Here is a 26,010-nt window from a genome sequence, read left to right as displayed (position 1 = left end):
ACTATAACGGTCCTAAGGTAGCGAAATTCCTTGTCGGGTAAGTTCCGACCTGCACGAATGGCGTAACGATGGCCACACTGTCTCCTCCTGAGACTCAGCGAAGTTGAAATGTTTGTGATGATGCAATCTCCCCGCGGAAAGACGGAAAGACCCCATGAACCTTTACTGTAGCTTTGTATTGGACTTTGAACAGATCTGTGTAGGATAGGTGGGAGGCTTTGAAGCAGGGTCGCTAGATCTTGTGGAGCCAACGTTGAAATACCACCCTGGTGTGTTTGAGGTTCTAACCTAGGTCCATTATCTGGATCGGGGACAGTGCATGGTAGGCAGTTTGACTGGGGCGGTCTCCTCCCAAAGCGTAACGGAGGAGTTCGAAGGTACGCTAGTTACGGTCGGACATCGTGACGATAGTGCAATGGCATAAGCGTGCTTAACTGCGAGACTGACAAGTCGAGCAGATGCGAAAGCAGGACATAGTGATCCGGTGGTTCTGTATGGAAGGGCCATCGCTCAACGGATAAAAGGTACTCTGGGGATAACAGGCTGATACCGCCCAAGAGTTCATATCGACGGCGGTGTTTGGCACCTCGATGTCGGCTCATCTCATCCTGGGGCTGTAGCCGGTCCCAAGGGTATGGCTGTTCGCCATTTAAAGAGGTACGTGAGCTGGGTTTAAAACGTCGTGAGACAGTTTGGTCCCTATCTTCCGTGGGCGCTGCAGATTTGAGGAAGCCTGCTCCTAGTACGAGAGGACCGGAGTGGACACACCTCTGGTGTATCGGTTGTCACGCCAGTGGCATTGCCGAGTAGCTAAGTGTGGAAGAGATAACCGCTGAAAGCATCTAAGCGGGAAACTCGTTTCAAGATGAGATCTGCCGGGGCCTTGAGCCCCCTAAAGAGTCGTTCAAGACCAGGACGTTGATAGGTCAGGTGTGGAAGCGCAGTAATGCGTTAAGCTAACTGATACTAATTGCTCGTGCGGCTTGACCCTATAACTTTGATCGATCAGATCAAGGTGTTATGCCAAGTTGACGCATTCAAAATACATTCAAGCAGCGCAGTCATTGCGTGCTGATTCCAAACTCTATGAATTCGTTTGATTGATCACGTGATCAACCAGACAACAAGTTATGCCTGATGACCATAGCGACGTGGTACCACTCCTTCCCATCCCGAACAGGACAGTGAAACGCGTCAGCGCCGATGATAGTGCGGGTTCCCGTGTGAAAGTAGGTCATCGTCAGGCTCTTACAGCCAGGAAAAGCCCAACACAGCGTGTTGGGCTTTTTCCTTTTGGATTTAATAAAAAGCGCGTCATCTCAGGTGGTGCGCTTTTTTGTTATTGCCGAGTGGCAAGCGTCAAATATTGCGAATGGATGCCGAATCCATCTCGGCCGCACCGGCGGCGATCAATTCCGCCAAGATATCTCCGGCCAATTGATCCAACTCCGTGTCCGCGAAGAAGCGCTCGCGGACAACACTGAAATACGACGTGCCCCGAAGCCAGTCGGCCCATTCGTCCAGCGCGATCGACTGCACCTCGAGCAGCTTGAACTTCATCAGCACTTTTATGGCATGCCGTGCATGCTTCACCGGGTCCCGCTGAAGCCCGTCAAGCCGGCGGCGTGCTGTAGCCAGCGAACTGCGGACGTCCGTGAAGACGCGTCCATGGCCCGGGATCACCTGAAGTGGCGCTAACGCTTCGATGCGATCCAGCGTCGCAGCGATAACTCCGAACGACGGCTCACCTGCTAGCTCGGGAAAGGCCACACCAAAGCCGTTCTCCCACAGAGCATCTGCCGAGATCAGTGTTCGCGAGACGGGCTCGAACAAGATGATCGAATGCGGATCATGGCCAGGCGCGCTGTACACCTGCCAGGCCCTATCCCCGAGCTCGCATTCCGTCTCAGGTCGCAGCAGGCCGGTGAATCCGAACCGTGGGCACGTCTGTCCTGTCGCAAGAAAACTCAATCCGCTTTCGTCCCAGCGTCCAACCAGGCTCGCTTCCCCCGGCGGAATGTCCGTTTGCACCTTCGGATAGCGCCGCTGCAGCGCCGCGTTGCCGCCGCAGTGGTCGCTATGCAGATGGGTATTCAGGATCCGGTCGAGTGGCCGCGTCCCCAGCGCCGATTCGACAAGCGCCAAGGTTTGATCGGCATGCGTGGCATACCCGGTATCGACAAGCGCGGTCTCGTCGGCCCCGACAAACAGAATGTTGTTCGATGAAAGCCAGCCGCGCTCGAAGACGACGAGGTTCGCCGGCAGCCCAGCTGCGGCGCGCCCGCTCACTCAGACGCTCGCGCTGGTTCGAAGCTCACGACGCAGGATCTTCCCGACATTGGTCTTCGGCAGGGTTTCGCGGAACTCGATGTGCTTGGGACGTTTATAGCCGGTGAGCTGGCCGTTGCAGTACTGGAGCACCGCCTCTTCCGTCAGCGTCGGATCCCTGCGCACGACGAACACCTTGATCGCCTCGCCCTGTTTTTCGTCCGGCACGCCCACGGCGGCGCATTCGACAACGCCTGGGCACAGCGAGATCACGTTCTCGAGCTCGTTCGGGAAGACATTGAAGCCGCTGACCAGGATCATGTCCTTCTTGCGGTCGACGATGCGGCTGTAGCCGTCTTCCTGCATGACGGCGACGTCGCCGGTGCGCATGAACCCGTCAGCGGTAAAGGCTGCCGCGGTTTCTGCCGGCTGGTTGTAGTAGCCGGTCATCACGTTCGGGCCCTTGATGCAAAGCTCGCCTGCCGTGCCAACGGGCAGGGAGTTGCCCTCATCGTCCTTGATGGCAATCTCTATGCTCGGCAGCGGCAAGCCGATGGTGCCCGTGAACTTCGTGTTCGACACCGGATTGTTCGTACCGATCGCACAGGTCTCGCTCATGCCCCAACCTTCGATCATCGGGCAGCCGGTGGCTTCGAACCATCGCTGTGCCGTGCCTTCCGAGGCGGCCATGCCGCCGGCCTGCGACACGAACAACGTCGAGAAGTCGATCGACTTGAACTGCGGATGCATCAGCAGCGCATTGAACAGCGTGTTCACCGCCGGCAGCATGTGGAACGGACGCTTCTTGAGCACCGCGATGAACTTGTCGAAGTCGCGCGGATTGGGAATCAGCGTCATGTGCGAGCCCTGGCGGATGACCAGCAGGCACAGCGTCAGCGCGAAGATGTGATACAGCGGCAAGGCCGCGATGCTGTTGACCTTCGACAGGTCGCCAGCCCGGGACAGCGCAGGCGTGAACCACGCCTCCGCCTGCAGGGTGGCCGCAACGATGTTGCGGTGGGTCAGCACCGCGCCCTTCGACAGACCCGTCGTGCCGCCGGTGTATTGCAGGAATGCGATCGAGTCGAGCGTGCTCTGGTCTGGCCCGAGGGGCCGGCCGCGCCCTTCGGCAATGGCCTTGGAAAACTCCGTGACCGTGCGGCCGCCGCTCAGCGGCAGCTTGTAGGGCGGGACCATCTTGGCCAGGTGGCGAACCGCGATGGTGATCCATGCGCCATAGAGGCCGCCCAGCAAGTCACCCATGGAAGTGACGACGACGTGCTTGACGGGCGTCCGCTCGATCACCTGCTCGAGCGTGGAGGCGAAGTTCTCGAGGATGACGATGGCCGTGGCCCCGGAGTCCTTGAGCTGATGCTCGAGCTCGCGTGCCGTGTAGAGCGGATTGACATTCACACAGGTATAGCCCGCCCGGAGCACGCCGCACATCGTGACGGCAAATTGCGGCACATTGGGCAGCATGATGGCCACCCGCGCACCCGGCTCGAGACCGAGCGATTGAAGCCAGGCGCCCAGCGCCTTGGAAAGCGTGTCGAGCTCTCCGTACGACATCCAGCGCTCCATGCAGACGGAGAACGGCCGATCGGCGTAGCGGCCGAAAGCCTCGTCGAACATGTGGGTCAGAGACCGGTACTGCTCCGGGTTGATCTCGTGCGGCACGTCGGCCGGATAGTTCTGTCGCGCGGATGTCTGCATGCAAGCTCCTTTGCGCGGATTGTGGGAGCCAGATGCGCCCGACCACTAGCGGGCTTGTCCTAGGGGGACGGGAAGCACTGTCGCGCGCGCGATAGCCACGCGAACAACATCGCTCCTGGATGGGCGTGGTGGCGCCTCCCGAACGAGCGTTCTCAGGACTTGCCGGTTTCGCCCGGCAGCAGCACCCCGGCCGGAATGTCGGGCTCGACCTCAAGCGCCCGGTAAAGCGGCGTGAAATCGGGTGCCGTGAGTTCGAACAGCTGCGCGAAGCTCTCGATCACGAAATAGTTGGCTTGGTACGTGTCGATCTTGTAGCGCGTGCGCATGGTGCGCAGCAGATCCAGCGGCAGCCGGTGCGGCTCGTGGCTGCGCACCGCATGCTGCAGCTCGCCCACCGAACTCAAGATGCCGGCACCGTATGCGCGCAGGCCGTCCGGCTGGCGAATGAGGCCGAACTCCACCGTGTACCAGTACAACCTGGCCAGCTTTTCCCCGGCACCCAGTTCGTGCGCCTTGATTCCGCCCTCGCCATAGCGCTGCACGTAGTCCGCAAAGGTCGGGTCGAACAGCATCGGCACATGGCCGAACAGATCATGGAACACATCGGGCTCGACGATGTAGTTGAACTCCTCGGGCTTGCGGATCCAGTCGGTCACCGGAAACTGGCGGTTTGCCAGCAAGGTGAAGAACGGCAGCTCGGGTATCAGCCCTGGCACCGCCACGATCTCCCAGCCGGTGGCGCGATGCAGCCGCTCGTTGATTTCCTCGAAGCGCGGAATGTGGTCCTTCACGCCCAGCGAAGGCAGGGCCTTGATGAAAGCATCGCAAGCCAGCCCGGGCAACTGGGCCGCCTGCCGCTCGTAGAGCCGCTTGTAGGTGTCGTGGTCGGCCGGCGTGTAGCTGGCCCAGTCCTGCGGACAGGTGTAGTCGGCATGCACCGCGCCGCCGCGCGAGTAGTCGCCGCGCGGCGGGCGATCCGAAGCGCCGTAAACAGCAGGTTTGACGGCGGCAGCAGTGGCGGCGGCAGGGGTGTCCATGGGAAATTGCTCTCGGGTTATTTGAGCCAGCGGTTCATCACGCGCTGGAAGTCGCCGCCGGCTTGCTGCAGGTGCAGCCACTGGTCTACATAGGCCTTGAAGGCCACGTCGTCGCGCGGCAGCATCCAGGCCATTTCGCCGTACTGCAGCGGCTTTTCGGGGTTGATGGCGCAGAGTCCGGGCTTGAGCTTCTGCTGCGTGATGGCTTCCGCAGACTCGGTCACGAAGACATCGGCGCGGTTGGCAAGGATCTCGTCGAAGATCGTCACGTTCTCGCCGTGCAGCGTGAGCTTGGCCTGCTTGAAGTTGGCGCGTGCGAAGCGCTCGTTGCTGCCGCCCGGATTGAAGATGACGCGGGTGGAGGGTTTGTCGATGTCGGCCACGCTCTGGTACTTGGCAACGTCGGCGCAGCGTGCGATGGGCGCCTTGCCGTTCACCATGTAGGGAGCGCTGAAGAACGCGCGCTTCTGCCGGTCGGTGGTCACCGAAACGCCGCCAACCGCGATGTCGCACTTGCCGGCCGTGAGGTCGGGCAGCAGGTTGGCCCACGTGGTTTTCACCCACTCGGGCTTGGCGCCCAGGCTGGTGCTGAAGCCCGCCATCAAGTCGACATCGATGCCTTCGAACGTGCCGTCCGTCTTGTGAAAGCTGAACGGCCTGTAGTCACCCGGCGTGCAGATGCGCAGCACGGCGGCCTTTTGCACCGTGTCCAGGTGCGATACGGCCGGGGCACTGGCCGGTGCCATTGCGCAACCGGAAAGAACGGCGGCGGCCGCGATGAGGGTCAGGCCGATCGAAAACGTGCTGCGCATGGAGGCTCCTGGGCGGTGAAAGAAGCGCTTATTTTGGGCCTGCCAACACGCCCCGGCGCATCTGGTCGAGCTCGATGCTTTCGAACAGCGCCTTGAAGTTGCCGTTGCCGAAGCCATCGTCGCCCTTGCGCTGGATGAACTCGAAGAAAATCGGGCCGAGCTGGTTCTCGCTGAAGATCTGCAGCAGCAAAGCGTCTTTCTTGCCGTCGATCAGGATCTTGCGCTTCTGCAGCTCGGCCACGCTTTCGCCGTGCCCCGGAATGCGCTTGTCGACCAGCTCGTAGTACGTGTCGATGGTGTCGAGCAGCGTCACGCCCTTGGCGCGCAGCGCGTCGACTGTTTCATACAGGTTGTCCGAGCCCATCGCGATGTGCTGGATGCCTTCGCCGCGGTACATGTCCAGGTACTCCTGGATCTGGCCCGCCTGCTCCTTGCCCTCTTCGTTGATCGGAATGCGGATCTTGCCGCAGGGGCTGGTCATGGCCTTGCTCTTCACGCCCGTCACCTGGCCTTCGATGTCGAAGTACTTGATCTCGCGGAAGTTGAAGAGCTTCTCGTAGAAGCCGGCCCACACATTCATCCGGCCGCGATACACGTTGTGCGTGAGGTGGTCGATGTAGGTAAGCCCGTTGCCCTTGGGCGCCAAGGCATCTTGAGAGGCCACGCCCGGCAGCGGCTCGAAGTCGACGTCATAGAAGCCGATGTTGCCGATGTCGCCCGGCTTCGCGCCGTTCTTGCCGGGCCAGCGGTCGACCAGGTAGATGAGGCTGTCGCCGATGCCTTTGATGGCGGGAATATTCAGCTCGCCCGGGCCGGCCTTGTCGGCAAAGCCCCAGGCACCGAGAGAAATCGCACGCTCGTAGGCCTGCTTGGCATCCTGCACACGGAAAGCAATGGCGCAGACGCTCGGGCCGTGCTCGCGTGCAAAGCGCTGCGCAAAAGAATCAGGCTCGGCATTCACGATGAAGTTGATCGTGCCCTGGCGGTACAGCAGCACGTTCTTGTGGCGGTGCCTGGCCACTGCCGTAAAGCCCATGCGCTCGAACACCTGGCCCATCGCCACCGGATCCGGCGCCGCGTACTCGATGAATTCGAAGCCGTCGGTTCCCATCGGGTTCTCCCAGGGCGTGAAGGCAGGGGCGTCGGTGTGGCTCATAGGGGTCTCCAGAGGTGGGGGTTCGAAAGATAAAAAGCAGAGAAATTGAGAAAAAGCGCACCTAAGCGGCCTTTGCTGCAATGTAGGGCGGATGCCGCTCATGTTTTCAGCGTTGTTGGGCGCCATAGATAGCAAAGACGCAGAAAAACTGCAAAAATAGCAATATGGAAGCACTCGACAAGATTGATCGGCTCATATTGCGCACGCTGCAAGCAGACGGGCGTGCCACCTACGACCAGATCGCAGAGCAGGTCAGCCTTTCGCCGAGTGCAGTGCTCAGGCGGGTCAAGCGGCTGGAGGAAAGCGGCGTCATCGACCGCTACGTCGCTCTTGTTCGCCCCGAAGTCATCGGCCTGGGCCTTACCGCGTACCTCAATGTGCGCCTAGAAAAGCACACCGAGAGCCACAAGCGCAACCCCATGGACCTGTTCCGCGCCAGCGTGCAGACCTGGCCCGAGGTGGTCGAATGCGCGGCGCTCACCGGTGAAATGGACTACCTGCTGCGCGTGGTGGTCGCCGACATGGGCCACTACAGCCGCTTCATCATGGACACCCTGCTCAAGCACCCGAGCGTTGAAGACTGCAAGACCAGCTTCGTCCTCGACCGTGTCAAGGCCACAACGGCTGTACCGGTTTAGCAACGAATTCGTTGCTCGAATCACACGCGCTTTTGGTATTGGTTCACAAATGACAAGCGGAAGTACCCGTTCGGACTTGTTGATTAAGGGGAAACCCTTATATTTGAACCATGCTCACCGCCAAGACCCTTATTCAAGCGTCTCTCGGCCTCGGCTCTTTCCTGAAGGCGCCGATGGTTGAGGCGCAACCGCGCGCGACCTCCGCGCCCCAGCCCGTCATGGTGCCGATCCGCTCGATCGGCCCGCGCGAACGCGACCGCATCGCGCGCCACCTGCTGGCCTTGACCCCCCATGACCGCTACCTGCGCTTCGGCTATGCCGCGTCGGACGAGCAGGTGCAGCGCTATGTCGATGGTCTCGACTTCGACCGCGACGAGCTCTTCGGCATCTACAACCGCCGCCTCGACCTGATCGCCATGGCGCACCTAGCGTTCGCGCCGGACGACCAGCACAGCGACTGCGCCGAGTTCGGCGTGTCCGTGGCAGCGCATGCGCGCGGCCGGGGCTACGGCGCCCGCCTGTTCGAGCGCGCAGTGGTGGTCGCACGCAACGAAGGCGTGGGCATGCTTTTTATTCATGCGCTGAGCGAAAACGCCGCCATGCTGAAGATCGCCCGCAACGCCGGCGCCACCGTGGTGCGCAGCGGCTCGGAGTCCGAGGCGCATCTGCAGCTGCCGAGCGCCACCTTCGACAGCCGCATGAGCGAAATCGCACTCGAGCACTACGCGGCAGTCGACTACCACCTCAAGACCCGCGCCAAGCAGTTCTGGGCCTTTCTCGCGAGCCTGCAGGAAGTGCGCAGCGGCATACGCGACGCCCGCAGCAAGTCGGCCCAGTAAGCAGCAAGCCGGGCGTGCCGCGGCATGCGCCCGGGCTTCCTTCGAGCGGCGCCTGCGCCAACCGCGCCTGTTTCGTCCTGTAGCCGAATTGCCGAGGGGCCGCGTGCCAGGGGTAGAGCCTGTCACACGCAATCCGGTATCCTTGTATCTCTTCAACTACGCCTCCCGCAGTGGCCGAACCTCACCCTGAACGCGCACCCGTCGAACGGGAAGACAAGCGCGGCTTTCTCCAGAAACTGGCCGAATTCATCCACCCCGGTCCTGACTCGCGCGACGAGCTGATCGAAACCTTGGCCGACGCCGAGGACAACGAGGTGATCGGCGCGGAGTCGCGCGTGATGCTCGAAGGCGTGCTGCGCATGGCCGACATGACGGCCGGCGACGTGATGGTTGCCGCCCCGCGCATGGACTTGGTCAACATCGATGCGCCCTTCGACGCGCTGCTGCACCTCGTCATCGACACCGCGCACTCGCGCTTTCCGGTGTATGAGGGCGAAAAAGAAAACATCATCGGAATCCTGCTCGCGAAAGACCTGCTCAAGCTGCAGCGTGCGCCGGGTCTCAACATTCGCGCACTGCTGCGTCCGGCCACCTTCGTTCCCGAGAGCAAGGGCCTGAACGACCTGCTGCGCGAGTTCCGCGGCAACCGCAACCACCTGGCCATCGTGATCGACGAGTTCGGCCGCGTGGCCGGCCTCATCACCATCGAAGACGTGCTCGAGCAGATCGTCGGCGAGATCGAAGACGAATTCGACATTGCCGAGGACGAAGGCGACATCTTCGGCCTGGCCGACCACACCTACCGGGTCTCGGGCGATACACCGATCGAGCGCGTGGCCGAGGCCTTCGGCATCGTCTTCGACGAAGAACAGCTGAGCGAAGACTTCGACACCATCGGCGGCCTCATCGCGCATGAGATGGGCCACGTGCCCAAGCGCGGCGAACACCACGCCATCGGCGGCTTCGACTTCGTCGTGCTGCACACCAAGGGCGGCGCGGTGCGCTGGTTCAAGGTGTCCCCGGCCCGCGGCAGCGACGCAGCCGACTGATGCCATTGCCCGCAGCGGCCACGCTCCGCACCTCGCGCCTCCTTTCCGCCGTGGGCCTGCTGCGCCTTCTCGGCTTTGCTTTCGCGGGTCTTGCGCAGGCTGCCGCCATTGCCTGGCCCTCGAACGGCCAGCCGCTGTGGTGGCTGCAGCTGATCTCGCTGGCGGTGCTCGTCGGTCTGCTGGACCGGCTGCGCGCCGAAGGAGCAGGCTGGCGCCGCGCCGGCCTGCATGGCTGGCTTTTCTCGACGACCTGGCTCACCGGCAGTTTCTGGTGGCTCTTCATCTCGATGCATACCTACGGCGGGCTTCCGGCGCCGCTCGCGGCCATCGCAGTGCTCGCGCTTGCGGCGGCGCTCGGCCTGTACTACGCGGCGGCGTGTGCCTGGTTCGTGGTTCGCGGGCCGCGCGGGCCCGTGGCCGGTGCGCTGGTCTTCGCCGCGCTGTGGACGCTGGCCGAGCTCGTGCGCGGCAGTTGGTTCACCGGCTTTCCGTGGGGCGCCGGCGGCTACGCGCATGTCGAAGGACCGCTGGCAGCCTGGGCACCGTGGATCGGTGTGTACGGCATCGGCGCAGTCGCCGCCATCGCGGCCGCACTCGTCGCGCTCACGCGGCCCGCGCGCACCGCGGCACTGGCGCAGTCGCTGGTAGTGATCGTCGCCGTGTTCGCGGCGCCGCACCTGGTCAATCCGCTGCCCGCCGATGCACAAGGCGACAAGGGCTCGAGCGGCAAGCTGCAGCTGGCGCTGCTCCAGGGCAACATCCCGCAAGACGAAAAATTCATTCCGGGCGGCGGTATCGACCTGGCGCTGCGCTGGTACGGCGAGCAGCTGCGCGACGCCAAGGCCTCACTCGTGGTCACGCCCGAAACCGCATTGCCGCTGCTGCCGCAGCAACTGCCCGCCGGTTACCTCGAAGCCATCCAGGCGCGCTACAGCCAGGGCACGCAGGCCGCCATCGTCGGGCTTCCGATGGGCGGCCAGGGCACCTACAGCAATGCGGTGCTCGGCTTCCAGCCCGGCGCCGCGCAGCCCTACAGCTACAGCAAGCACCACCTCGTTCCCTTCGGCGAGTTCATTCCGCCGGGCTTTCGCTGGTTCATCCGCATGATGAACATTCCGCTCGGCGACTTCGCCCGTGGCGGCCTGGCGCAGGCGCCTTTCGCCTGGCAGGGCCAGCGCATCGCGCCGAACATCTGCTACGAAGACTTGTTCGGCGACGAGATCGGCGCCAACTTCAAGAGCGAGGCTACGGCGCCGACCATCCTGCTCAACGTGAGCAACATCGCGTGGTTCGGCGACTCGGTCGCCATCGACCAGCACCTGGCCATCTCGCGCATGCGCTCGCTCGAATTCGCACGGCCGATGGTGCGGGCCACCAACACCGGAGCAACCGTGGTGATCGACGCCGAAGGCCGCGTCACGCACCAGCTGCCGCGCCTTACGCGCGGCGTGCTCGAAGCCCCGGTCGAAGGCCGCAAGGGGCTCACGCCCTATGCGCGCTGGGTGGCGCCGTTCGGGCTCTGGCCATTGTGGATCTCGGCGCTGGCTGTCGTCGCCATTGCCTTCGCGCTGCGCCGCCGAAAGGGCTGACGCAGGGCGGATCGTCATCAGGCTGTTGCCGGCACCGCCTTCACGGGCCAGTCGCGCAGCTTGCCCGGGTTCAGCAGCCCCATCGGATCGAAGCGCTTCTTCACCTCGATGACCTCGGGCGGCAGCGGCCCACCGGCCTTGCCGTCCTCCACAATGTTCACATGCGGGTTGTTGATGTGCACGTTGTGGGCGCGGTGAATGTCGATGATCTCCGAGAGCCGTTCTTCGGTGCTGAAGCGAACCAGCTGAAGCCCGCTGCAGGTCATGAGCCCCGCCACGTTACGGATGAACTCGATGTGCATCATCACCTCGCCGCCGAGCAGCTTCTCCATCTCGATGATCTGCTCGACCTGCCGGCCCGGAATGAAGCCGCTCTGCAGGTAAGTCAGCGTCGGGTCGACCTTCAGCGCATGCAGCGTGGTGTGGTTCCAGGTGAACTCCATCAGCGTGCGATTGCTCTTCTGCACTTCGGCCGCTGTCTTGCGGTAGCTCACCGTGCCGCCGTGCGCTTCGGCCAGCTGCAGCATGGCCGGCTCGCAATACTCGGCCACGAGCGACAGCACCGTGTGGCAGCCCTTGGGCAGGTGCGCCGCGAGCTGTGCCAGATGATCGGAAATGGGCGCGGCAAAAAAAGCGATCTCCCGCTTCACGATGCCGGGTGCATTGGCCAGCCTGTCGGCGAAATGGAGCGCGTCTTCAAACTTGTCGAAGGTCACCAGTGTTTCGAGCCAGGCATGCGACGGCGCCAGCGCCACCTCGATTTCGAGCACCAGCCCGTTGGTGCCCCACAGGTGGTGCATGCGCATGGCGTCGGCGCCGCGCAACTCGACCACCTGGGGCTCCGCCTCGATGGTCATCGCGCGAATGCCGAGCACGTTGCCGGGCGCACCCAGCGGCCCGTAGTTGATGGAGCCCACGCCGCCGAAGCCGCCGCCGAACAGGCCCCCCAGCGTGGCGCTGCGGTAGGTGGAGGGCAGGCAGCGCATCTCCTGGCCTGAAGGCTTGGTCTGCTTCTCGAGCTCGCCCAGGCGAATGCCGGCCTGCGCGCGCGCCACGCCGGGCTTCACCCAAAGAAAGGCGTTGTAGCCCGTCATGTCGAGCACCACGCCGCCCGCGAGCGGCGTGGTCTGGCCGTAGTTGCCGGTGCCGCTGCCGCGAAGGGTGATCGGCACATTGCGCCGTGCGCAGGCGCCGACCACTGCGCGAATCTCCTCCTCGGTGCGCGGACGCACGACCACGTCGGCGCGCTTGTCTTTCAGCTGGCGGGTCAGTACCGGGCTGAACCATGAGAAGTCTTGCGACAGCCGCGTCACGCGGCTTTCATCGGTGATCCAGTCGAGCTCGGGCAGTTCGAGCTGCAGCTGTTCTATGGCGGAAATTAAAGCGTTCATGGTCAAGGTTTCAATCCTGGGAAAGTTCGCTCGCGTGCCATGAGCCCAGCGCCACCTTGGTGAGCCAGGCCATCAGCACGAAGAGCGCGACGCCGGTCAGCGAAATGAGCAGCAGGGCCGCGAACATGCGCGGAATGTTCAGCTGAAAGCCGGCCTGCAGGATCTGGTACGCCAGCCCTGCACCCGAGCCGCCCGTGCCGGCGACGAACTCGGCCACCACGGCGCCGATGAGTGCGAGGCCGCTCGAAATGCGCAGCCCGCCGAAGAAGTAAGGCAGCGCGCTCGGAATGCGCAGCCGCACCAGCTGCTGCCAGCGTGTCGCGCGGTTGAGCTTGAAATAACTCTGCAGGTCGGGGTCGATGCTGCGCAATCCGAGCGTGGTGTTGCTGATGATGGGGAACAGCGCCACCAGTGCGGCGCACACCGTCATCGCCGCCACCGGGTTCTTCACCCAGATGATGATGAGCGGCGCCACCGCCACGATGGGCGTCACCTGCAACAGCACCGCATACGGAAAGAGGGCAGTCTCGATGCGCTTGCTCTGCACGAAAAGAAACGAGATCAGCACGCCCGCCACCGTGGCCAGCGCGAACGACAGCAGCGTGATCTTGAGCGTGACGAGCAGCGCGTTGCCGAGCGGCGCCCAGTCGGTGACGAGCGTCTGCACCATCAGGATGGGCGAGGGCACCAGGTAGGGCGGCAGCTCCATCGCCACCACCATCCATTGCCACAGCGCCACCAGCACCATGCCGATGAGTACCGGGTAGAGCACGCGCTGCACGCGCGGCTGGCTAAAAAGGGGGGTGCTTTTCTTCATTGCGCATGCTCCTCGTCGCCCTGGCTGGCGCGCAGCAGGCTGTCCTGCAGGCGCTTGGCGTCGCGCGCGAATTCGGGCGTCACCATGAAGTCGGGTGTGCGCGGATAGGGCTCGTCGATGTGGAACTGCTCGACCACGCGGCCGGGCCGCGCGGCCATCATCACCACGCGGGTCGAGAGAAACACCGCCTCGTGGATCGAGTGCGTCACGAAGATCACCGTGAGCTTTTTCTTGCGCCAGAGGTCGAGCAGGTCGGCGTCGAGCTTGTGCCGCGTGATCTCGTCGAGCGCGCCGAAGGGCTCGTCCATCAGCAGCAGGTCAGGCTGCGTCACGAGTCCGCGCGCAATCGACACGCGCATCTGCATGCCGCCCGAGAGCGCGCGCGGCAGCGCATCGGCAAACTTCTCCAGGCCCACCAGCGCGAGCGACTCCATCACACGCGCGTCGGCCTCCTTGCGCGGCACGCCGGCCAGGTCGAGCGGCAGCCGCACATTGGTGCGCACGCTGGCCCACGGCATCAGCGTGGCCGACTGGAACACGAAGGACAGCTTGTGCGGGCAGCTGTGGATCTCCGCCACCGGCTTGCGCCACACGAGCAGGCGCCCGTCGCTCGGCTCGAGCATGCCCGCCACCATTTTCAGCAGCGTGCTCTTGCCGCAGCCCGAAGGCCCCAGCAGCGTGACGAATTCGCCTTCGGCGATCGACAGGTCCACCGGCAGCAGCGCCTGCGTGCCGTTCGGGTAAGTCTTCTCTGCCGAGAGCACTTCCACCGCGGGCACGGCAGGCACCGCGGGGGGCGCAAGGGTGTGGGGTTCGATGCGATTCATGGCGCGAGACTCAGGGCAGTACCTTCGCGTCCTTCACGAACTCGGTGGTGTAGGTCTTCGCAAGTTCCACCTTGGCCGGGTCGAGCAGCTTGGCGCTCACGAGAAAGTCGTAGCTCGCCTTCGAGCGTGCGTCGGTGATCACGCCAATGCCGAGCTTGGCTGCGTCTCCGCCGGTGATCATGCCCATCTCCTTGAGCTTGGCGACGCTGTAGGCCAGCTGGTCGTCGGTCATGTTGGGGTTGTCCTTCTTGATCAGCACATTGGCGGGCGCGGGGTCGGCAAGGTAGCTCTTCCAGCCCTCGGCCGAAGCCTTCACGAAGGCCTCCACCTGCTTGCTGCGGTCCTTCACGGTCTTTTCCATGCACGACACCGTCGTGGCGTACGCCGGAAAGCCGTGGTCGCTGAACATCAGTACCGTGCTCTTCACGCCGGCCTTCTGGATGGCGTAGGGCTCCGAGGTCAGGTAGCCCTGCTGCGCCGTGTTCTTGTCGGCCACAAAGGGCTGGATGTTGAAGGTGTAGGGGCGCGTCTGCTCATCGGTAAGGCCGAACTTGGCCTTGAGCCACGGCCAGTAGCCGCGATTGGCCTGCGCGCCGATCAGCAGCGTCTTGCCCTTCAGGTCCTCGAACTTCTTGACGTCGTCATGCGCAATCAGCACCTGCGGGTCTTTCTGGAAGAAGGCCGCCACGTTGACCACCGGCACGCCGCCTTCGCGCACCTGCATCATCTGGATGTCGCTCGAGCCCATGATGCAGTCGGCCTGGCCCGCGGCCATCATCTGCGTGATGTTGACCTGCGGGCCACCCATCTTGATGGTCACGTCGAGTCCGTGTTTCTTGTAGATGCCCTGTGCCACCGCCTGGTAGAAGCCGCCGTGTTCGGCTTGCGCGTACCAGTTGGTCATGTAGGTGAACTTGTCTTGCGCCTGGGCCGGCGCGGCGGCGGAGAACAGTGCGAGCGCGGCGGCGCCGGCCATGGAAAGAGCGAAAGAACGCATGGTGGGAACCTCTCGAGGCTGGTGGAAGAACGGTTGAAGAAGAAGGAAGGAAGCGGGTGCGATGCAAGTAGCGCGCCTCAGGCGGGCTCGAACGACTGCTGGATGAAGCCCTGCTGGTGGCCGCGCTCCCAGGTCGGCTCGTCGCGCACAAGCCAGCGCAGCGCATGCAGTTCCGTCAGCGCCTGCACCCAACTGTCAGACAGCGTGTCCAGGATCTCTTCGCCCTGCTCACGCGTGGCATTGGTCGGATCGCCGATCACGCCGCTCGGGCCGAAGTCGCGCGCTGTCCATGCGCACGCGGGGCGGCCATCGGCCGACAGCAGCTTGATCGGGAACGGCGGCGGAAAGTTGGCGGCCGCGCGTTCCATGTGCACCGTGTCGGGCGCGAGCGCGAGCATCAGTGCGGTCTCGGAATGGCCGGCATGCATAGAAAGGCGCTTTTCCTGCTCGCTGATCTGCTTGCTGGATGCATTCGGCAGGCGCGACACGCCGTGCGGCACCACCACGAAGTCGCCATGGCGCAGGCGTAGTTCACGCGCCGCCATTTCCAGCACCTGCGGCTGGCCGCCGTGGCCGTTGGCGAACAGCAGCTTGCGAAAGCCCGCGCGGTAAACCGATTCGCCAATCTCGGTCACGGTGGACAAAAGCGTAGTGCCGGTGAGCGTCATGGTGCCCGGAAAGTGCAGGTGCTCTTCCGACTTGCCGTAGGTAATGGTCGGCAGCGCGAAGGCGCGCACCTCGGCCGGCAGCTTCTCGAGCGCCTTGCCCATCACGCCCGAGGCGATCACGCTGTCGACCGAGCAGGGCAGGTGCGGGCCATGCTGCTCGATGGCGCCGCAGGGCAGCACGATGACCGTGTTCTCGCGGTCGGGCAACGCGGCAATTTCTGTCCAGCTCAGATAGGGCAGAAAGCGATGGGGCGGTATGTAGCCGTGGAGCATGGGAGGTCCTTGGTTCTTTAGCGGGAATGAAAAAGCGACGCGTCGCCGTGCGTGACGTGGCCGTCGCGCAGCACCAAGCGGGCCGCGCTGCGCGAGGGCCAGCCGTGGCGGTCGGCCTGGGTGAACAGCACCAGGTCGGCCTTGGCGCCGACGAGCGTGGGCGCCGCCGTGGCCGGCCCGCGCTGAAGCCAGTCGCCGCGGCACAGCGCCTGCGACCAGTTGTCGAAAGGTTCGTCCAACTGCGCCACCAATGCGGCGGTGCCCAGCGCCTCGACCGGGTCGAAGCTGCCGAGCCGGCAGAACGGGTCTTGCACGTTGTCGCTCGCAAACAGTAGCGGAATGCCGCGTTCGCGCGCCTCCTTCACCAGCGTGATGCCGCGCATGCGTGGTGTGCGGCCTGTGACGGCGTCTTGCAGCAGCAGGTTGGTAGCGGGCAGCGACACCACGGTGATCGGCGCGCGCGCCACCGCGTCGAGCGTGGCAAAGGCCTGGGCCTCCGGCTGGGCGGCCAGCGCGCAGATGTGGCCGCACACCACGCGGCCTTCGAAGCCGATCTCTCGCAGGATGCGGGCGGCCGTCTGCAAGCCGACGGCTGCGGGATTCAGTTCTTCGTCGACATGCAGGTCGACGTCCAGGTCGCAGGCCTGCGACGACACCAGCAGGTTGCGCAGCGCCCGTTCGCTCCAGTTGGTGGAATGCACGAATCCGCCCAGCACGGCCTGCGGACCCGTGGCCTTTACCTGCTGCGCGAGCCGCATCGCCTGCGCGGCATCTTCGAACAGCGGCAGCTTGATCAGGCTGACCTGCTCCAGCCGCACCTTGCCTGCCCATTCCTGCGCCAGTTCGGCCATCACCGGCCAGGCGAGCGGCACCGCATCGGGCTCCCACCAGTCGACATGCGTGCGCACATGCGTGGTGCCGCATTCCCACGCCCACTGCAGGCCGCGAGAGGCGCGCTCGCGCACGTCGGCGGCGCTCCAGTGCACGCGGTCGTTCAGCATCACGTCAATGGCGCCAAGCAGGCCGGGCCGCACCTCTTTCATGCGCGGCAGCGTGAACGCCTTGTCGAGGTGCGTGTGCGCATCGACAAAACCGGGCAGCACCAGCGTCCCGGCAAGATCCCAGCCCTGCGGGGAGGGTGCCATGCCATCGGATGCGGGCCGCACCGACTGCACGTTCCCGGCGTCGAGGTCAATGCGGGCCAGCACCGGCACGCCGCCTTGCTGCGGCCAGTCAGCGGGCAGCAGCCAGCGCGGCAGGCGCGCGTTGTCGAGAAAAGCGGGCGCCATCATGCGAAGCGCGCCATTGCGGTGCCGACCCGCGCCATGAAGCGCCTCCGCTGGGGCTCGGTCGCCACGTTCATGTGATAGTGGGCGTGGTAGTCCACCTTGGCGCGCCGGCCTGTGAGCCGCAGCATGTAGCGCGTGACGATCTTGCGCGGCGGATCGCCCATGTACCAGGCCATCCAGCGCGGGCGGCCATAGGTGACCACGGCGCTGATGCGCTTGATGTGCGTGAGCATCGGCTTCACGTTGGCCGGGTCGCTGATGTCGAACGCCACGCCGGGCATGAAGAGCCGGTCGAAGTAGCCCTTCAGCATCGCCGGCAGGCCGAAGCACCAGGTCGGAAAGCAGAAAACGATGCCCTCCGCCCACTGCAGGCGCTCCACATAGGGCTTGAGCGGCAAGTGGTTGTGCGGGACGTCGTGGTAGCCCAGCCGCTCCTCGCGCGAAAGCACCGGGTTGAAGCCTTCCGCGTACAGGTCGCAGTCGTCCACCTCGTGCCCGGCCGCGCGCAGGTTCTTGAGCACCTCCTGGTGCAGGGCCGCATGGAAGCTGGTTTCGACCGGGTGGCAGTAGACGACGAGCACGCGCATGGTGTTTGACCGCTTAATCAGAGCAAGTGGTCAGGTTATGCAAGCGGCGTGCCAATCCGGATGCACCGGAGTGGTGAGGCGGGAGTCTTGTCCCGCGGCTCAGAGGTTGGCGGCTACGCCGCCTTGCCTCGCCAGAGCCGCACGCCCAGGCCCGCCGCGGCCGTGCCGGTTGCCAGCCACGTCACACCCGCCCAGCCCCACTGCGCGAGCGCCAGCGCGCCCAGCGCCGAGCCGGCCGCCATGCCGATGAACATGCTGGTGAACAGCACCGCGTTGAGCCGGCTGCGCGCACCGGGCTCGATGCCGTAGACGATGGTCTGGTGCGCAATCAGCGCCGCCTGCATGCCCAGGTCGAAACCGATTGCGGCAAGCGCCAAGAGCCAGAGTTGCGCATGCGGCGGCAGCAGCGGCGCAAACCCCATGGCCGCGAACGACACCACCACCAGCCCCGCGCCGAGCCGCGTCACCAGTTCGGGCCCGCGGCGGTCGGCCAGCCTTCCGGCCAGCGGCGCCGCAAGCGCGCCGGCCGCACCGGCCAGGCCGAAGGCACCCGCAGCCGCGCTGCCCAGGTGGAACGGCTCGCCGTGCAGCATGACCGCCAGCGTCGACCAGAAGGCGCTGAAGCCCACTGCCAGCAGTGCCTGTGCCAGCGCAGCGCGGCGCAGGGCGCCGTGGCGCGACCACAGCGTGCCCAGCGATCCGAGCAGCGCACCGTAGCCCAGGTGCGTGGTTGGCCTGAAGCGCGGCAGGCCGCACCAGGCGGCCGCGCCAATGAGCGCGATGCTGGCTGCCGCCGCAATGAACATCGCGCGCCAGCCGAAGTGCTCCGCCACGAAGCCGCTCACCACCCGCGACAGCAAGATGCCGAGCAGCAGCCCCGTCATCACCGTGCCCACGGTCTTGCCGCGCGTGGCTTCGGGCGCCAGCGTGGCGGCGGCGGGCACGATGTCCTGCGCCATCGTGGCCGCGAGGCCGATGGCAAGGCTGGCCGCGAGCAGCATGCCGATCGACGGTGCGGCCCCGGCCACCAGCAGTGCGGCGCACAGCGCGGCCGCCTTGGCCAGCACGATGCGGCGCCGGTCGTAGCGGTCGCCCAGCGGTGCCAGCAGCAGGATGCCGAGCGCGTAGCCAAGCTGAGTAAGTGTGGGAATGAACCCAACCGACCGCGCGGAGGCGCCGATGTCCGCGCCCAGCACGCCGAGCATCGGCTGGGCGTAGTAGAGCGAGGCCACGGACAGCCCGGCGCCCGTGGCGAGCAGCAGCACCAGCGAGGCCGGCAGGTCGCGTGTCGCCGGTGCAGCGGCATCCGAGGCATGCGTTTGTTGAATGGAAGACATGGCGTTAACCCTTGAATACTGAGCGAGGGTTGAAATGTGCGCCTATGAGGCGTAACTTGGTAGCCCTGAAGACCGCACAATGTCTATACGCCACACGCATAAGACAGTCCATGTCGACCTCTTCCCCCGCCGCCGACCGCATCGAACTGATGCAGACCTTCATTCACATCGTCGAAGCGGGCAGCCTCTCGGCCGCCGCCCAGCAGATGGGCGCCACCCAGCCCACCGTGAGCCGGCGGCTGCAGGCGCTGGAACGCTCGCTCGGTGTGCGGCTGCTGCGCCGTTCCACCCACGCCATGAAGCTCACGGAAGACGGTGAGCGTTGCTACGAGCGGGCCCGGGAGCTGATCGCCGACTGGCACGCCTTCGAGGCCGACCTCCGCGGCGTGGGCGACGAGCCCGAGGGCACGCTGCGCGTGGTGGCGCCGCATGCGCTGGGGCAATTGCTGCTGGTCGGGCCGCTGGCCGACTACCTGCGCGCGTACCCGCGGGTGTCCGTCGAATGGCTGCTGAACGACCGCCGGCCCGACTTCATCGCCGAAGGCGTCGATTGCGCCATCCAGGTGGGCGAAGTGACGGACACGATGGCCGTGGCCATCAAGCTTTCGGAGGTGCCGCGCGTGGTGGTGGCCGCCCCTTCGGTGCTGGTCGGGCGCAAGCCGCCCACGCATGCATCGGAGCTGGCCGAACTGCCGTGGATCGCGCTGCGCACCTTCTATCGAAACGAGGTGGTGCTCACCCACAGTCCGTCCGGCGAGATTGCGCATGTGCCCATCCGGCCGCGCATGAGCACCGACAGCCTCTATGCGCTGCAAAGCGCGGCGCGCATGGGTCTTGGCGCCTGCATGGGTTCGGCCTGGCTCATGAATGACGACATTGCCACTGGCCGCATGGTGCAGCTTGTGCCGCAGTGGCATGTGGCGGCGCTACCTGTCTATCTGACTTATCCGCATGCGCGGTTCCAGCCGGCGCGGCTGCGCCGCTTCATCGAGATGATGCGGCTCGCGCTGGCCGACCCGACGGGCCGCGCCTGGGAAGCTGGGGCGTCGTAGTCGGCGCCTCAGGAGCGGCGCGGCTGGGCCTTGATGCCGCAGCCGCCCAGCACAAAAGCCACCAGCTCGCGCGCAATCGGTTCGCGGTCGATGGGCGCGTCGGGCGGCAGGCCGAGCATCACGCGCGTCTGTATCGCGTAGTCGGCATAGCTCTGGGTCATGGCCCAGATGTGCATCAGCAGCAGCCGCGCGTCGAGCGGGCGCATCTGCCCGCGCGCGATCCAGCCGTTGATCACGTCGACTTTTTTCTGCGTCCATGCCCTTGCGTTGGGCCAATAGCGGTCGAGGTTGCGGCCGCCGTCGAGCACCTCGCGCGTGAAGATGCGCGAGATCTCGGGGTTGTCGAAGGCATGGTCGAGCTTCTTGCGGATGTAGTCGCCCAGCACTGTGGCCGGGTCGCTCGCGTCCTCGAACGAGAACACCACCTTCCAGGCATGCAGCACTTGCATCAGCAGCTCTTCGTAGAGCTCTTCCTTGCCGGCGATGTAGTAGTGCAGCTGGGGCTTGGTAAGACCGGCGCGCGCGGCAATGGCCTGAGTGGAGGTGCCCTTCAGCCCATGCAGGCTGAACTCGGTCACGGCCGCGGTGCGGATCGCCGCCATGATGCGCTCGCGCCCCGGCCGCGCACGCGACAGCGGGCCCTCTGGGGCGGGCATTTCCTGGGCAGTGGTCGGGGAAGGGCGGCGGGGTCGGCGTTCATTGGCATGTATTTGCGCGGTGCGCCCGGCGATGGTAATCCTTGGCGCATGGCCGCATGCCATGCCGGCATGGAAGCGGAGAGCATGCGGGCACGGTTCATGTATCTTCTCGCCGCTTCCAGAAATTCATCCAAGACAAAGGAGTTCCCTCATGTACCTTTCTCCCCGTTTCAGGGCCTTCGCGGCCGGCGCCGCATTGCTTGCGGCCAGTGCGCTCGCGCAAGCCCAGCAGGCGCTGCCCAATGTGGTGATCCTCGCCACCGGCGGCACCATTGCGGGGGCCGGCGCCTCGGCCGTGAACAGCGCCACCTATGCGGCCGCCAAGGTCGGTGTCGACAAGCTGATCGCCGGCCTGCCCGAACTTTCGAAAATCGCCAACGTCCGCGGCGAGCAAGTGTTCCAGGTCGCCTCCGAAAGCTTGACCAACGACAACCTGCTGACGCTCGCCAAGCGCGTGTCGGCGCTGTCCAAGCAGGCCGACGTGGACGGCATCGTCATCACCCACGGCACCGACACGCTGGAAGAAACCGCCTATTTCCTCACGCTCACCGTGCGCACCAACAAGCCGATCGTGGTGGTCGGCTCGATGCGCCCGGGCACGGCGCTCTCGGCCGACGGCGCGCTCAACCTGTATGACGCGGTCAGCGTGGCCGGCAGCAAGGACGCAGCGGGCAAGGGCGTGCTGGTGACGATGAACGACAACATCGACAGCGGCCGCGACGTGAGCAAGAACGTCAACATCAAGACCAGCGCCTTCTCCAGCCAGTGGGGCCCGCTCGGCATGGTGGTCGAGGGCAAGAACTACTGGTTCCGTGCACCGGTCAAGCGCCACACCATGAATTCGGAATTCGACATCGACAGCATCAACACGCTGCCGGCGGTCGAGATTGCGATGGGCTATGAGGGTGTTTCGTCGATCGCCATCGACGCGTTCGCCAAGAGCGGCGTGAAGGCGATCGTGCATGGCGGCACGGGCAACGGCTCGGTCGCCAACCGCATCGTGCCGAATCTGCAGAAGGCGCGCACCGACGGCGCCATCATCATTCGCAGCTCGCGCGTGCCCGACGGCTTCGTGATCCGCAATGCCGAGCAGCCCGACGACAAGTACGACTGGGTGGTGGCGCACGACCTGCGTCCGCAGAAGGCCCGCATCCTGGCGATGGTCGCCTTGACGAAGACCAGCGACACGAAAGAACTGCAGCGCATCTTCTGGGAGTACTGATCCCGTTCAGCGCGCGGCCCGCCGCTTGCGGTGCCGCGCGTATTCGAGGCTGCTCACGCACACGAGCAGCCAGCCCAGGCCGGTCAGCAGGCCGGCCACCACGTCGCTTGCGAAATGCACCTGCAAAAAGACGCGGCTGCACGCAATGGTGACGATGGCTGCGGCGGCCGCCATGGCCGCCGGCACATGCCAGCGCGCCGGCAACAGGCGCAGCGCCAAATACATCAGCATGCCGTAGCTCACGATCGCGCCCGCGCTGTGGCCGCTCGGAAAGCTGAAGCTCGTCTCCAGCGCCAGCCCATGGTCGTGCAGCGGCCTTGCCCGCGCGAAGATGCGCTTGAGCGCGGGGTTCAGCAGCACGATGCCGCCGAGCGCCATTACCCAGCCCAGGGCCAGCCCGCGGTGCGCGTTGCGCCACAGCACAAGAGCCAGCACCACGCAAACAGGCGCCAGCAATTCGGCGTCGCCCAGGTGCGTGAGCCAGCTGAAGACCACGAGGGCCGCCCACGGCACATGCTCGCCGATGGCGTCGGCCAGCGCCTGGTCGGCCAGGCCGAGCAGGCGCCCGTCGCCCAGCATCGATGCGATGTAGGCCACCAGGCTCGCCGCCGCAAGGATCAGCACGAAGCCCAGGGCCAGCCCGGCGGCCACGCGCGGCTCGTCAGGCTCGTCGCTCGACGAAATCCTGGCGCGGCGGCGCTGCAGCAACCGGCAGGCCAGGCCGGCGCCCAGCACCGACACCGCGAAAACACACAGGAACCAGGCAAGGGCATGCTCGCCGAGCTGGCGCGCGAGAAGAACGAGGGCAGGGGCTTCCGTTGGCATGCGGGGCACCCTAAGGGAGCGCCGCGCCGGTGGCAAGCCGAAGCCGCAATACTTTGCCGCACACAAAGGCCTTGTGAACCGCCGAATGGTCCCACCGCTCCACTTGGCAAACGCGAGTACCACCAATGTTCTCCATACGCAGCACGTTCACCGAATTGGGATGCCCCGCCCGCACGCGCGACGACACGGCCGTGCCGGCCTGCACCGCCCAGGTCGTGCGCGGGCAACCCGCATAGGCGTCGTGCAGCGAGCGCACAAAGGGCAGGTGGATGTGGCCCCCAAGAATCAGGTCTGCGCCCGCGTGGCTCCATCGCGCCACAGCCGTTTCGCGGCCGCGCAGCCGGTTGTGCATGTCTTCCTGGCGCGTGACCATCACCGGCTGGTGCGTCACCACTACGCGCAACTGCGAAGGCGAAGCGGACGCCAGCCGGGCCGCGACCCGCTCGATCTGCTCGGGCGAGACCTCGCCGTCCTCGTGCCGGTACCAGCGCGTGGTGTTGACCGCAAGCACCAGCCATTCGGCGGATTCGAACATCGGTTCCAGATCGGTGCCGAAGGCTTCGGTATACCTTTCATAAGGCGAGAACAGCCGCGCCGCCATGTGAAAGAGAGGAATGTCGTGGTTGCCGGGAATAGCCACCAACGCGGGCGGCGCGAGCCGGTCGACGAAGGCCTTGGCCGCCGCAAACTGCGCGCGCGTGGCCCGCTGGGTAATGTCGCCGGAGAGCACCACCACCTGCGGCGACAGGGAGTGCGCAAGCCGCTCCAGCGCCTCCATCACGTGGGCTTGCTCGGTGCCGAAATGCGTATCTGAAATCTGGAGCAGGCAGCTCATTGCTTCGCGGCCTCCAGTTCGGGCGCGGAATCGGGCCGCACCAGCCACAGCGGCTCGGGCGACACCCGGAACAGCAGCGGCATCTCGGTCCAGGCGATCTCGCCGTCGGTGGCCACCTTCACGCGGCGCGGGGAATGCAGCCGGCCGGTCTTCACCGTCATCGACTCGAACGGAAAGCTCAGCACCTCGTCGGCGCTCCCGAGGCGGCCCAGCGCGCCGCGCACCAGCAGGCCGGGCATTGCCAGCACCCCCGTCGGCTTCAGCACCACGGCCGCCAGCTGCCCGTTTTCGGGCGCGTCGGCATGTTCGATGCCCACCTGCAGCAGCTGCAAGGGGTTGTTGCCGACAAAAAGCGTCGGGGTCCGGACGTCGCGTTCCTGGCCTCGCCAGGCCATGCGCAGGTTCCAGAGCCGGTGCCCGCGCATCACGGTCAGAAGCCCCGCGAAAAACGCGATCCACCGATGGCGGCCGTAGCGCGCCTTGTAGCTTTCGCGCTCTTCCAGCAGCTCGGCGTACAGCCCCATGCTTGCGTTGACCAGGAACACGCGGTCGTTCACCAGCCCCACCTGCGCGGGTTGCGGCTGCCCGGTGAGCAGCAGCTGGAGCGCCTCGGTCGTATCGCCTGGAATGCCATGCGCGCGGCTGAAGTAGTTGAAGGTGCCTTGCGGCAGCACGCCAAAGGGCAGGCCGCTGCCGAGCGTGGCCTGCGCCACCGCGTTGATGGTGCCGTCGCCGCCCGCGGCCACCACCACGCCGCCGACGGCGCGGGCCCGCTCCACGGCTTCACGCGCGAGCGCCTGCACCGTGGCACGCTCGTCCACAAGAAAGATGCGGTGCTTGCGGCCGGCCGCGGTGCAGCCCTCCTCGATGATCCGGCGGGTTTCGGCGGTGTCCGCGCTGCCTGAACCGGCGTTGAGAACGATGAACAGAGGCGAATTCGGACCGATTTGGGGCGGCAGCATGTCGGTGGAGGCAGGGGGAAGGACGCGCGGAGGGCGAAAAAAGACCGATAAAAGGCGATTGCATGCAACCGGCCCGCCTTTGTCGCACCGCCCCGGGCGCCGTGCCGGCAGCCGGCATCCCGGCTTGCTGTGGGAGAGTTGCCCTCCGACCGTAAAATCGTCCGCTTTCGCGGCGCATTGCCGCGCTACCGTCCAAATGTCCGGCCCACGCCGGCCAGCTTCATGTTGACCTTCCAGCAAATCATTCTCAAACTGCAGTCGTACTGGGCCGACAAGGGCTGCGCGCTGCTGCAACCGTACGACATGGAAGTGGGCGCGGGCACCTCGCACACCGCCACCTTCCTGCGGGCCCTCGGCCCCGAACCCTGGAAGGCCGCCTACGTGCAGCCCAGCCGCCGCCCCAAGGACGGCCGCTACGGCGAGAACCCCAACCGCCTGCAGCACTACTACCAGTACCAGGTGGTGCTCAAGCCGGCGCCCAGCAACATCCTCGAGCTGTACCTCGGCAGCCTGGAAGCGCTGGGCTTCGACCTGAAGAAGAACGACATCCGCTTTGTGGAAGACGACTGGGAGAACCCCACGCTCGGCGCCTGGGGCCTGGGCTGGGAGGTGTGGCTCAACGGCATGGAAGTGACGCAGTTCACCTATTTCCAGCAGGTGGGCGGCATCGACTGCAAGCCGATTACCGGCGAAATCACCTACGGCCTGGAGCGCCTGGCCATGTACCTGCAGGGCGTGGACAACGTCTACAACCTGACCTGGACCGAAGGCCTGAGCTACGGCGACGTGTACAAGCAGAACGAGGTCGAGCAGTCGACCTACAACTTCGAGCACAGCGACGCCGAATTCCTGTTCACCGCATTCAACGCGCACGAAAAGCAGGCCAAGCACCTCATGACGGAGCAGCTCGCGCTGCCGGCCTACGAGCAGGTGCTCAAGGCCGCCCACAGCTTCAACCTGCTCGACGCGCGCGGTGCCATCAGCGTGACGGAGCGCGCGGCCTACATCGGCCGCATCCGCAACCTCGCGCGCAGCGTGGCGCAGAGCTACTACGAGAGCCGCGAGCGGCTCGGTTTCCCGATGGCGCCGCGCGAGTGGGTTGCACAAATCACGAAGAAGGCGGCTTGAG

The 26,010-nt window shown here is 65.2% G+C and carries 24 protein-coding genes and 2 rRNA genes (1 of these 26 cut by a window edge); 9 read left to right on the top strand and 17 right to left on the bottom strand.

The annotated features are described in order from the left end of the window. A 23S ribosomal RNA gene (locus GOQ09_RS23435) occupies positions 1-991 on the top strand; it begins 1,883 nt to the left of the window's first position. Positions 992-1,133: 142 nt separating this feature from the next. Continuing rightward, positions 1,134-1,246: ribosomal RNA gene (rrf, locus tag GOQ09_RS23430) — 5S ribosomal RNA — on the top strand. 113 nt (positions 1,247-1,359) lie between these two features. On the opposite strand, the gene GOQ09_RS23425 is transcribed toward rrf, so the two are convergent. The 5 genes from GOQ09_RS23425 to hppD all read right to left on the bottom strand — a co-directional run bounded on the left by GOQ09_RS23425 (position 1,360) and on the right by hppD (position 6,986). Further along, positions 1,360-2,289, bottom strand: coding sequence for an MBL fold metallo-hydrolase (locus GOQ09_RS23425; protein WP_157616101.1), 930 nt, complete (start codon positions 2,287-2,289; stop codon positions 1,360-1,362). Then, a complete protein-coding gene (locus GOQ09_RS23420) occupies positions 2,290-3,981 on the bottom strand; it encodes an AMP-binding protein (protein WP_157616100.1) in 1,692 nt (563 codons plus the stop codon). A gap of 152 nt (positions 3,982-4,133) precedes the next feature. Further along, a complete protein-coding gene (phhA, locus tag GOQ09_RS23415) occupies positions 4,134-5,018 on the bottom strand; it encodes a phenylalanine 4-monooxygenase (RefSeq protein WP_157616099.1) in 885 nt (294 codons plus the stop codon). Between the two features lie 17 nt (positions 5,019-5,035). Continuing rightward, the gene (locus tag GOQ09_RS23410; RefSeq protein WP_157616098.1) at positions 5,036-5,830 is read right to left on the bottom strand and encodes a transporter substrate-binding domain-containing protein; all 795 of its coding nucleotides are present in this window, start codon (positions 5,828-5,830) and stop codon (positions 5,036-5,038) included. 28 nt (positions 5,831-5,858) lie between these two features. Beyond that, positions 5,859-6,986 carry a 4-hydroxyphenylpyruvate dioxygenase gene (hppD, locus tag GOQ09_RS23405; protein WP_157616097.1) on the bottom strand — a complete coding sequence of 376 codons (1,128 nt, stop codon included), beginning with the start codon at positions 6,984-6,986 and terminating at the stop codon, positions 5,859-5,861. Positions 6,987-7,150: 164 nt separating this feature from the next. Between hppD and GOQ09_RS23400 the strand changes: the two genes are divergently transcribed. The 4 genes from GOQ09_RS23400 to lnt all read left to right on the top strand — a co-directional run bounded on the left by GOQ09_RS23400 (position 7,151) and on the right by lnt (position 11,101). Beyond that, positions 7,151-7,624, top strand: a complete 474-nt coding sequence (locus GOQ09_RS23400) for an Lrp/AsnC family transcriptional regulator (RefSeq protein ID WP_157616096.1) — start codon at positions 7,151-7,153, stop codon at positions 7,622-7,624. Between the two features lie 110 nt (positions 7,625-7,734). After that, positions 7,735-8,463, top strand: coding sequence for a GNAT family N-acetyltransferase (locus GOQ09_RS23395; RefSeq protein ID WP_157616095.1), 729 nt, complete (start codon positions 7,735-7,737; stop codon positions 8,461-8,463). A gap of 170 nt (positions 8,464-8,633) precedes the next feature. Then, a complete protein-coding gene (locus GOQ09_RS23390) occupies positions 8,634-9,512 on the top strand; it encodes an HlyC/CorC family transporter (protein WP_021012634.1) in 879 nt (292 codons plus the stop codon). Then, entirely contained in the window at positions 9,512-11,101 is a 1,590-nt protein-coding gene (gene lnt, locus GOQ09_RS23385; protein WP_157616094.1) for an apolipoprotein N-acyltransferase, read from the top strand. Before GOQ09_RS23390 ends, lnt begins: the two co-directional genes overlap by 1 nt. A 17-nt stretch (positions 11,102-11,118) precedes the next feature. Here the strand turns inward: lnt and GOQ09_RS23380 are convergent, their stop codons facing one another. From GOQ09_RS23380 to GOQ09_RS23345, 8 genes are all read right to left on the bottom strand, one after another. Further along, complete coding sequence (locus GOQ09_RS23380) at positions 11,119-12,492, bottom strand: FAD-binding oxidoreductase (RefSeq protein ID WP_157616093.1); 1,374 nt, start codon at positions 12,490-12,492, stop codon at positions 11,119-11,121. Positions 12,493-12,502: 10 nt separating this feature from the next. After that, on the bottom strand, positions 12,503-13,309 hold the full coding sequence (locus GOQ09_RS23375) for an ABC transporter permease (RefSeq protein WP_157616092.1): 807 nt from the start codon (positions 13,307-13,309) through the stop codon (positions 12,503-12,505). After that, complete coding sequence (locus tag GOQ09_RS23370; protein ID WP_157616091.1) at positions 13,306-14,136, bottom strand: ABC transporter ATP-binding protein; 831 nt, start codon at positions 14,134-14,136, stop codon at positions 13,306-13,308. Before GOQ09_RS23370 ends, GOQ09_RS23375 begins: the two co-directional genes overlap by 4 nt. Before the next feature lie 10 nt (positions 14,137-14,146). Then, the gene (locus tag GOQ09_RS23365; protein ID WP_157616090.1) at positions 14,147-15,133 is read right to left on the bottom strand and encodes an ABC transporter substrate-binding protein; all 987 of its coding nucleotides are present in this window, start codon (positions 15,131-15,133) and stop codon (positions 14,147-14,149) included. A 77-nt stretch (positions 15,134-15,210) separates the two neighbouring features. Further along, positions 15,211-16,074 carry a creatininase family protein gene (locus GOQ09_RS23360; protein WP_157616089.1) on the bottom strand — a complete coding sequence of 288 codons (864 nt, stop codon included), beginning with the start codon at positions 16,072-16,074 and terminating at the stop codon, positions 15,211-15,213. Positions 16,075-16,091: 17 nt separating this feature from the next. Then, complete coding sequence (locus GOQ09_RS23355) at positions 16,092-17,366, bottom strand: amidohydrolase family protein (RefSeq protein WP_157616088.1); 1,275 nt, start codon at positions 17,364-17,366, stop codon at positions 16,092-16,094. Then, entirely contained in the window at positions 17,363-17,950 is a 588-nt protein-coding gene (locus GOQ09_RS23350; RefSeq protein ID WP_157616087.1) for an NAD(P)H-dependent oxidoreductase, read from the bottom strand. The genes GOQ09_RS23355 and GOQ09_RS23350 overlap by 4 nt, the downstream gene beginning before the upstream one ends. Positions 17,951-18,063: 113 nt before the next feature. After that, on the bottom strand, positions 18,064-19,287 hold the full coding sequence (locus tag GOQ09_RS23345) for an MFS transporter (protein WP_157616086.1): 1,224 nt from the start codon (positions 19,285-19,287) through the stop codon (positions 18,064-18,066). 110 nt (positions 19,288-19,397) lie between these two features. On the opposite strand from GOQ09_RS23345, the gene GOQ09_RS23340 reads away from it, so the two are divergent. After that, positions 19,398-20,339, top strand: coding sequence for a LysR family transcriptional regulator (locus GOQ09_RS23340; protein ID WP_157616085.1), 942 nt, complete (start codon positions 19,398-19,400; stop codon positions 20,337-20,339). Between the two features lie 8 nt (positions 20,340-20,347). Here GOQ09_RS23340 and GOQ09_RS23335 read toward each other — a convergent pair whose 3' ends face one another. Then, the gene (locus tag GOQ09_RS23335; protein ID WP_157616084.1) at positions 20,348-20,995 is read right to left on the bottom strand and encodes a TetR/AcrR family transcriptional regulator; all 648 of its coding nucleotides are present in this window, start codon (positions 20,993-20,995) and stop codon (positions 20,348-20,350) included. 193 nt (positions 20,996-21,188) lie between these two features. Between GOQ09_RS23335 and GOQ09_RS23330 the strand changes: the two genes are divergently transcribed. Further along, entirely contained in the window at positions 21,189-22,259 is a 1,071-nt protein-coding gene (locus tag GOQ09_RS23330; protein WP_157616083.1) for an asparaginase, read from the top strand. Between the two features lie 6 nt (positions 22,260-22,265). On the opposite strand, the gene GOQ09_RS23325 is transcribed toward GOQ09_RS23330, so the two are convergent. Genes GOQ09_RS23325 through GOQ09_RS23315 form a run of 3 tightly spaced genes read right to left on the bottom strand, consistent with a single transcriptional unit; the run spans position 22,266 to position 24,881 of the window. Next, on the bottom strand, positions 22,266-23,084 hold the full coding sequence (locus GOQ09_RS23325) for a phosphatase PAP2 family protein (RefSeq protein WP_157616082.1): 819 nt from the start codon (positions 23,082-23,084) through the stop codon (positions 22,266-22,268). A 10-nt stretch (positions 23,085-23,094) separates the two neighbouring features. Further along, positions 23,095-23,919 (bottom strand): metallophosphoesterase family protein, encoded by an 825-nt coding sequence (locus GOQ09_RS23320; RefSeq protein WP_157616081.1) that lies wholly within the window; start codon positions 23,917-23,919, stop codon positions 23,095-23,097. After that, a complete protein-coding gene (locus tag GOQ09_RS23315; RefSeq protein ID WP_157616080.1) occupies positions 23,916-24,881 on the bottom strand; it encodes a diacylglycerol/lipid kinase family protein in 966 nt (321 codons plus the stop codon). Before GOQ09_RS23315 ends, GOQ09_RS23320 begins: the two co-directional genes overlap by 4 nt. A 222-nt stretch (positions 24,882-25,103) precedes the next feature. On the opposite strand from GOQ09_RS23315, the gene glyQ reads away from it, so the two are divergent. After that, positions 25,104-26,009, top strand: coding sequence for a glycine--tRNA ligase subunit alpha (glyQ, locus tag GOQ09_RS23310; RefSeq protein WP_055808465.1), 906 nt, complete (start codon positions 25,104-25,106; stop codon positions 26,007-26,009). Position 26,010: the final 1 nt, after the last annotated feature.

Source organism: Variovorax paradoxus (genome assembly GCF_009755665.1).
In the GTDB taxonomy this organism is placed as follows: Bacteria; Pseudomonadota; Gammaproteobacteria; order Burkholderiales; family Burkholderiaceae_C; genus Variovorax; species Variovorax paradoxus_G.
The sequence above is the reverse complement of the archived record's forward strand: the minus strand, read 5'-3'. Positions and strand labels throughout refer to the sequence as shown.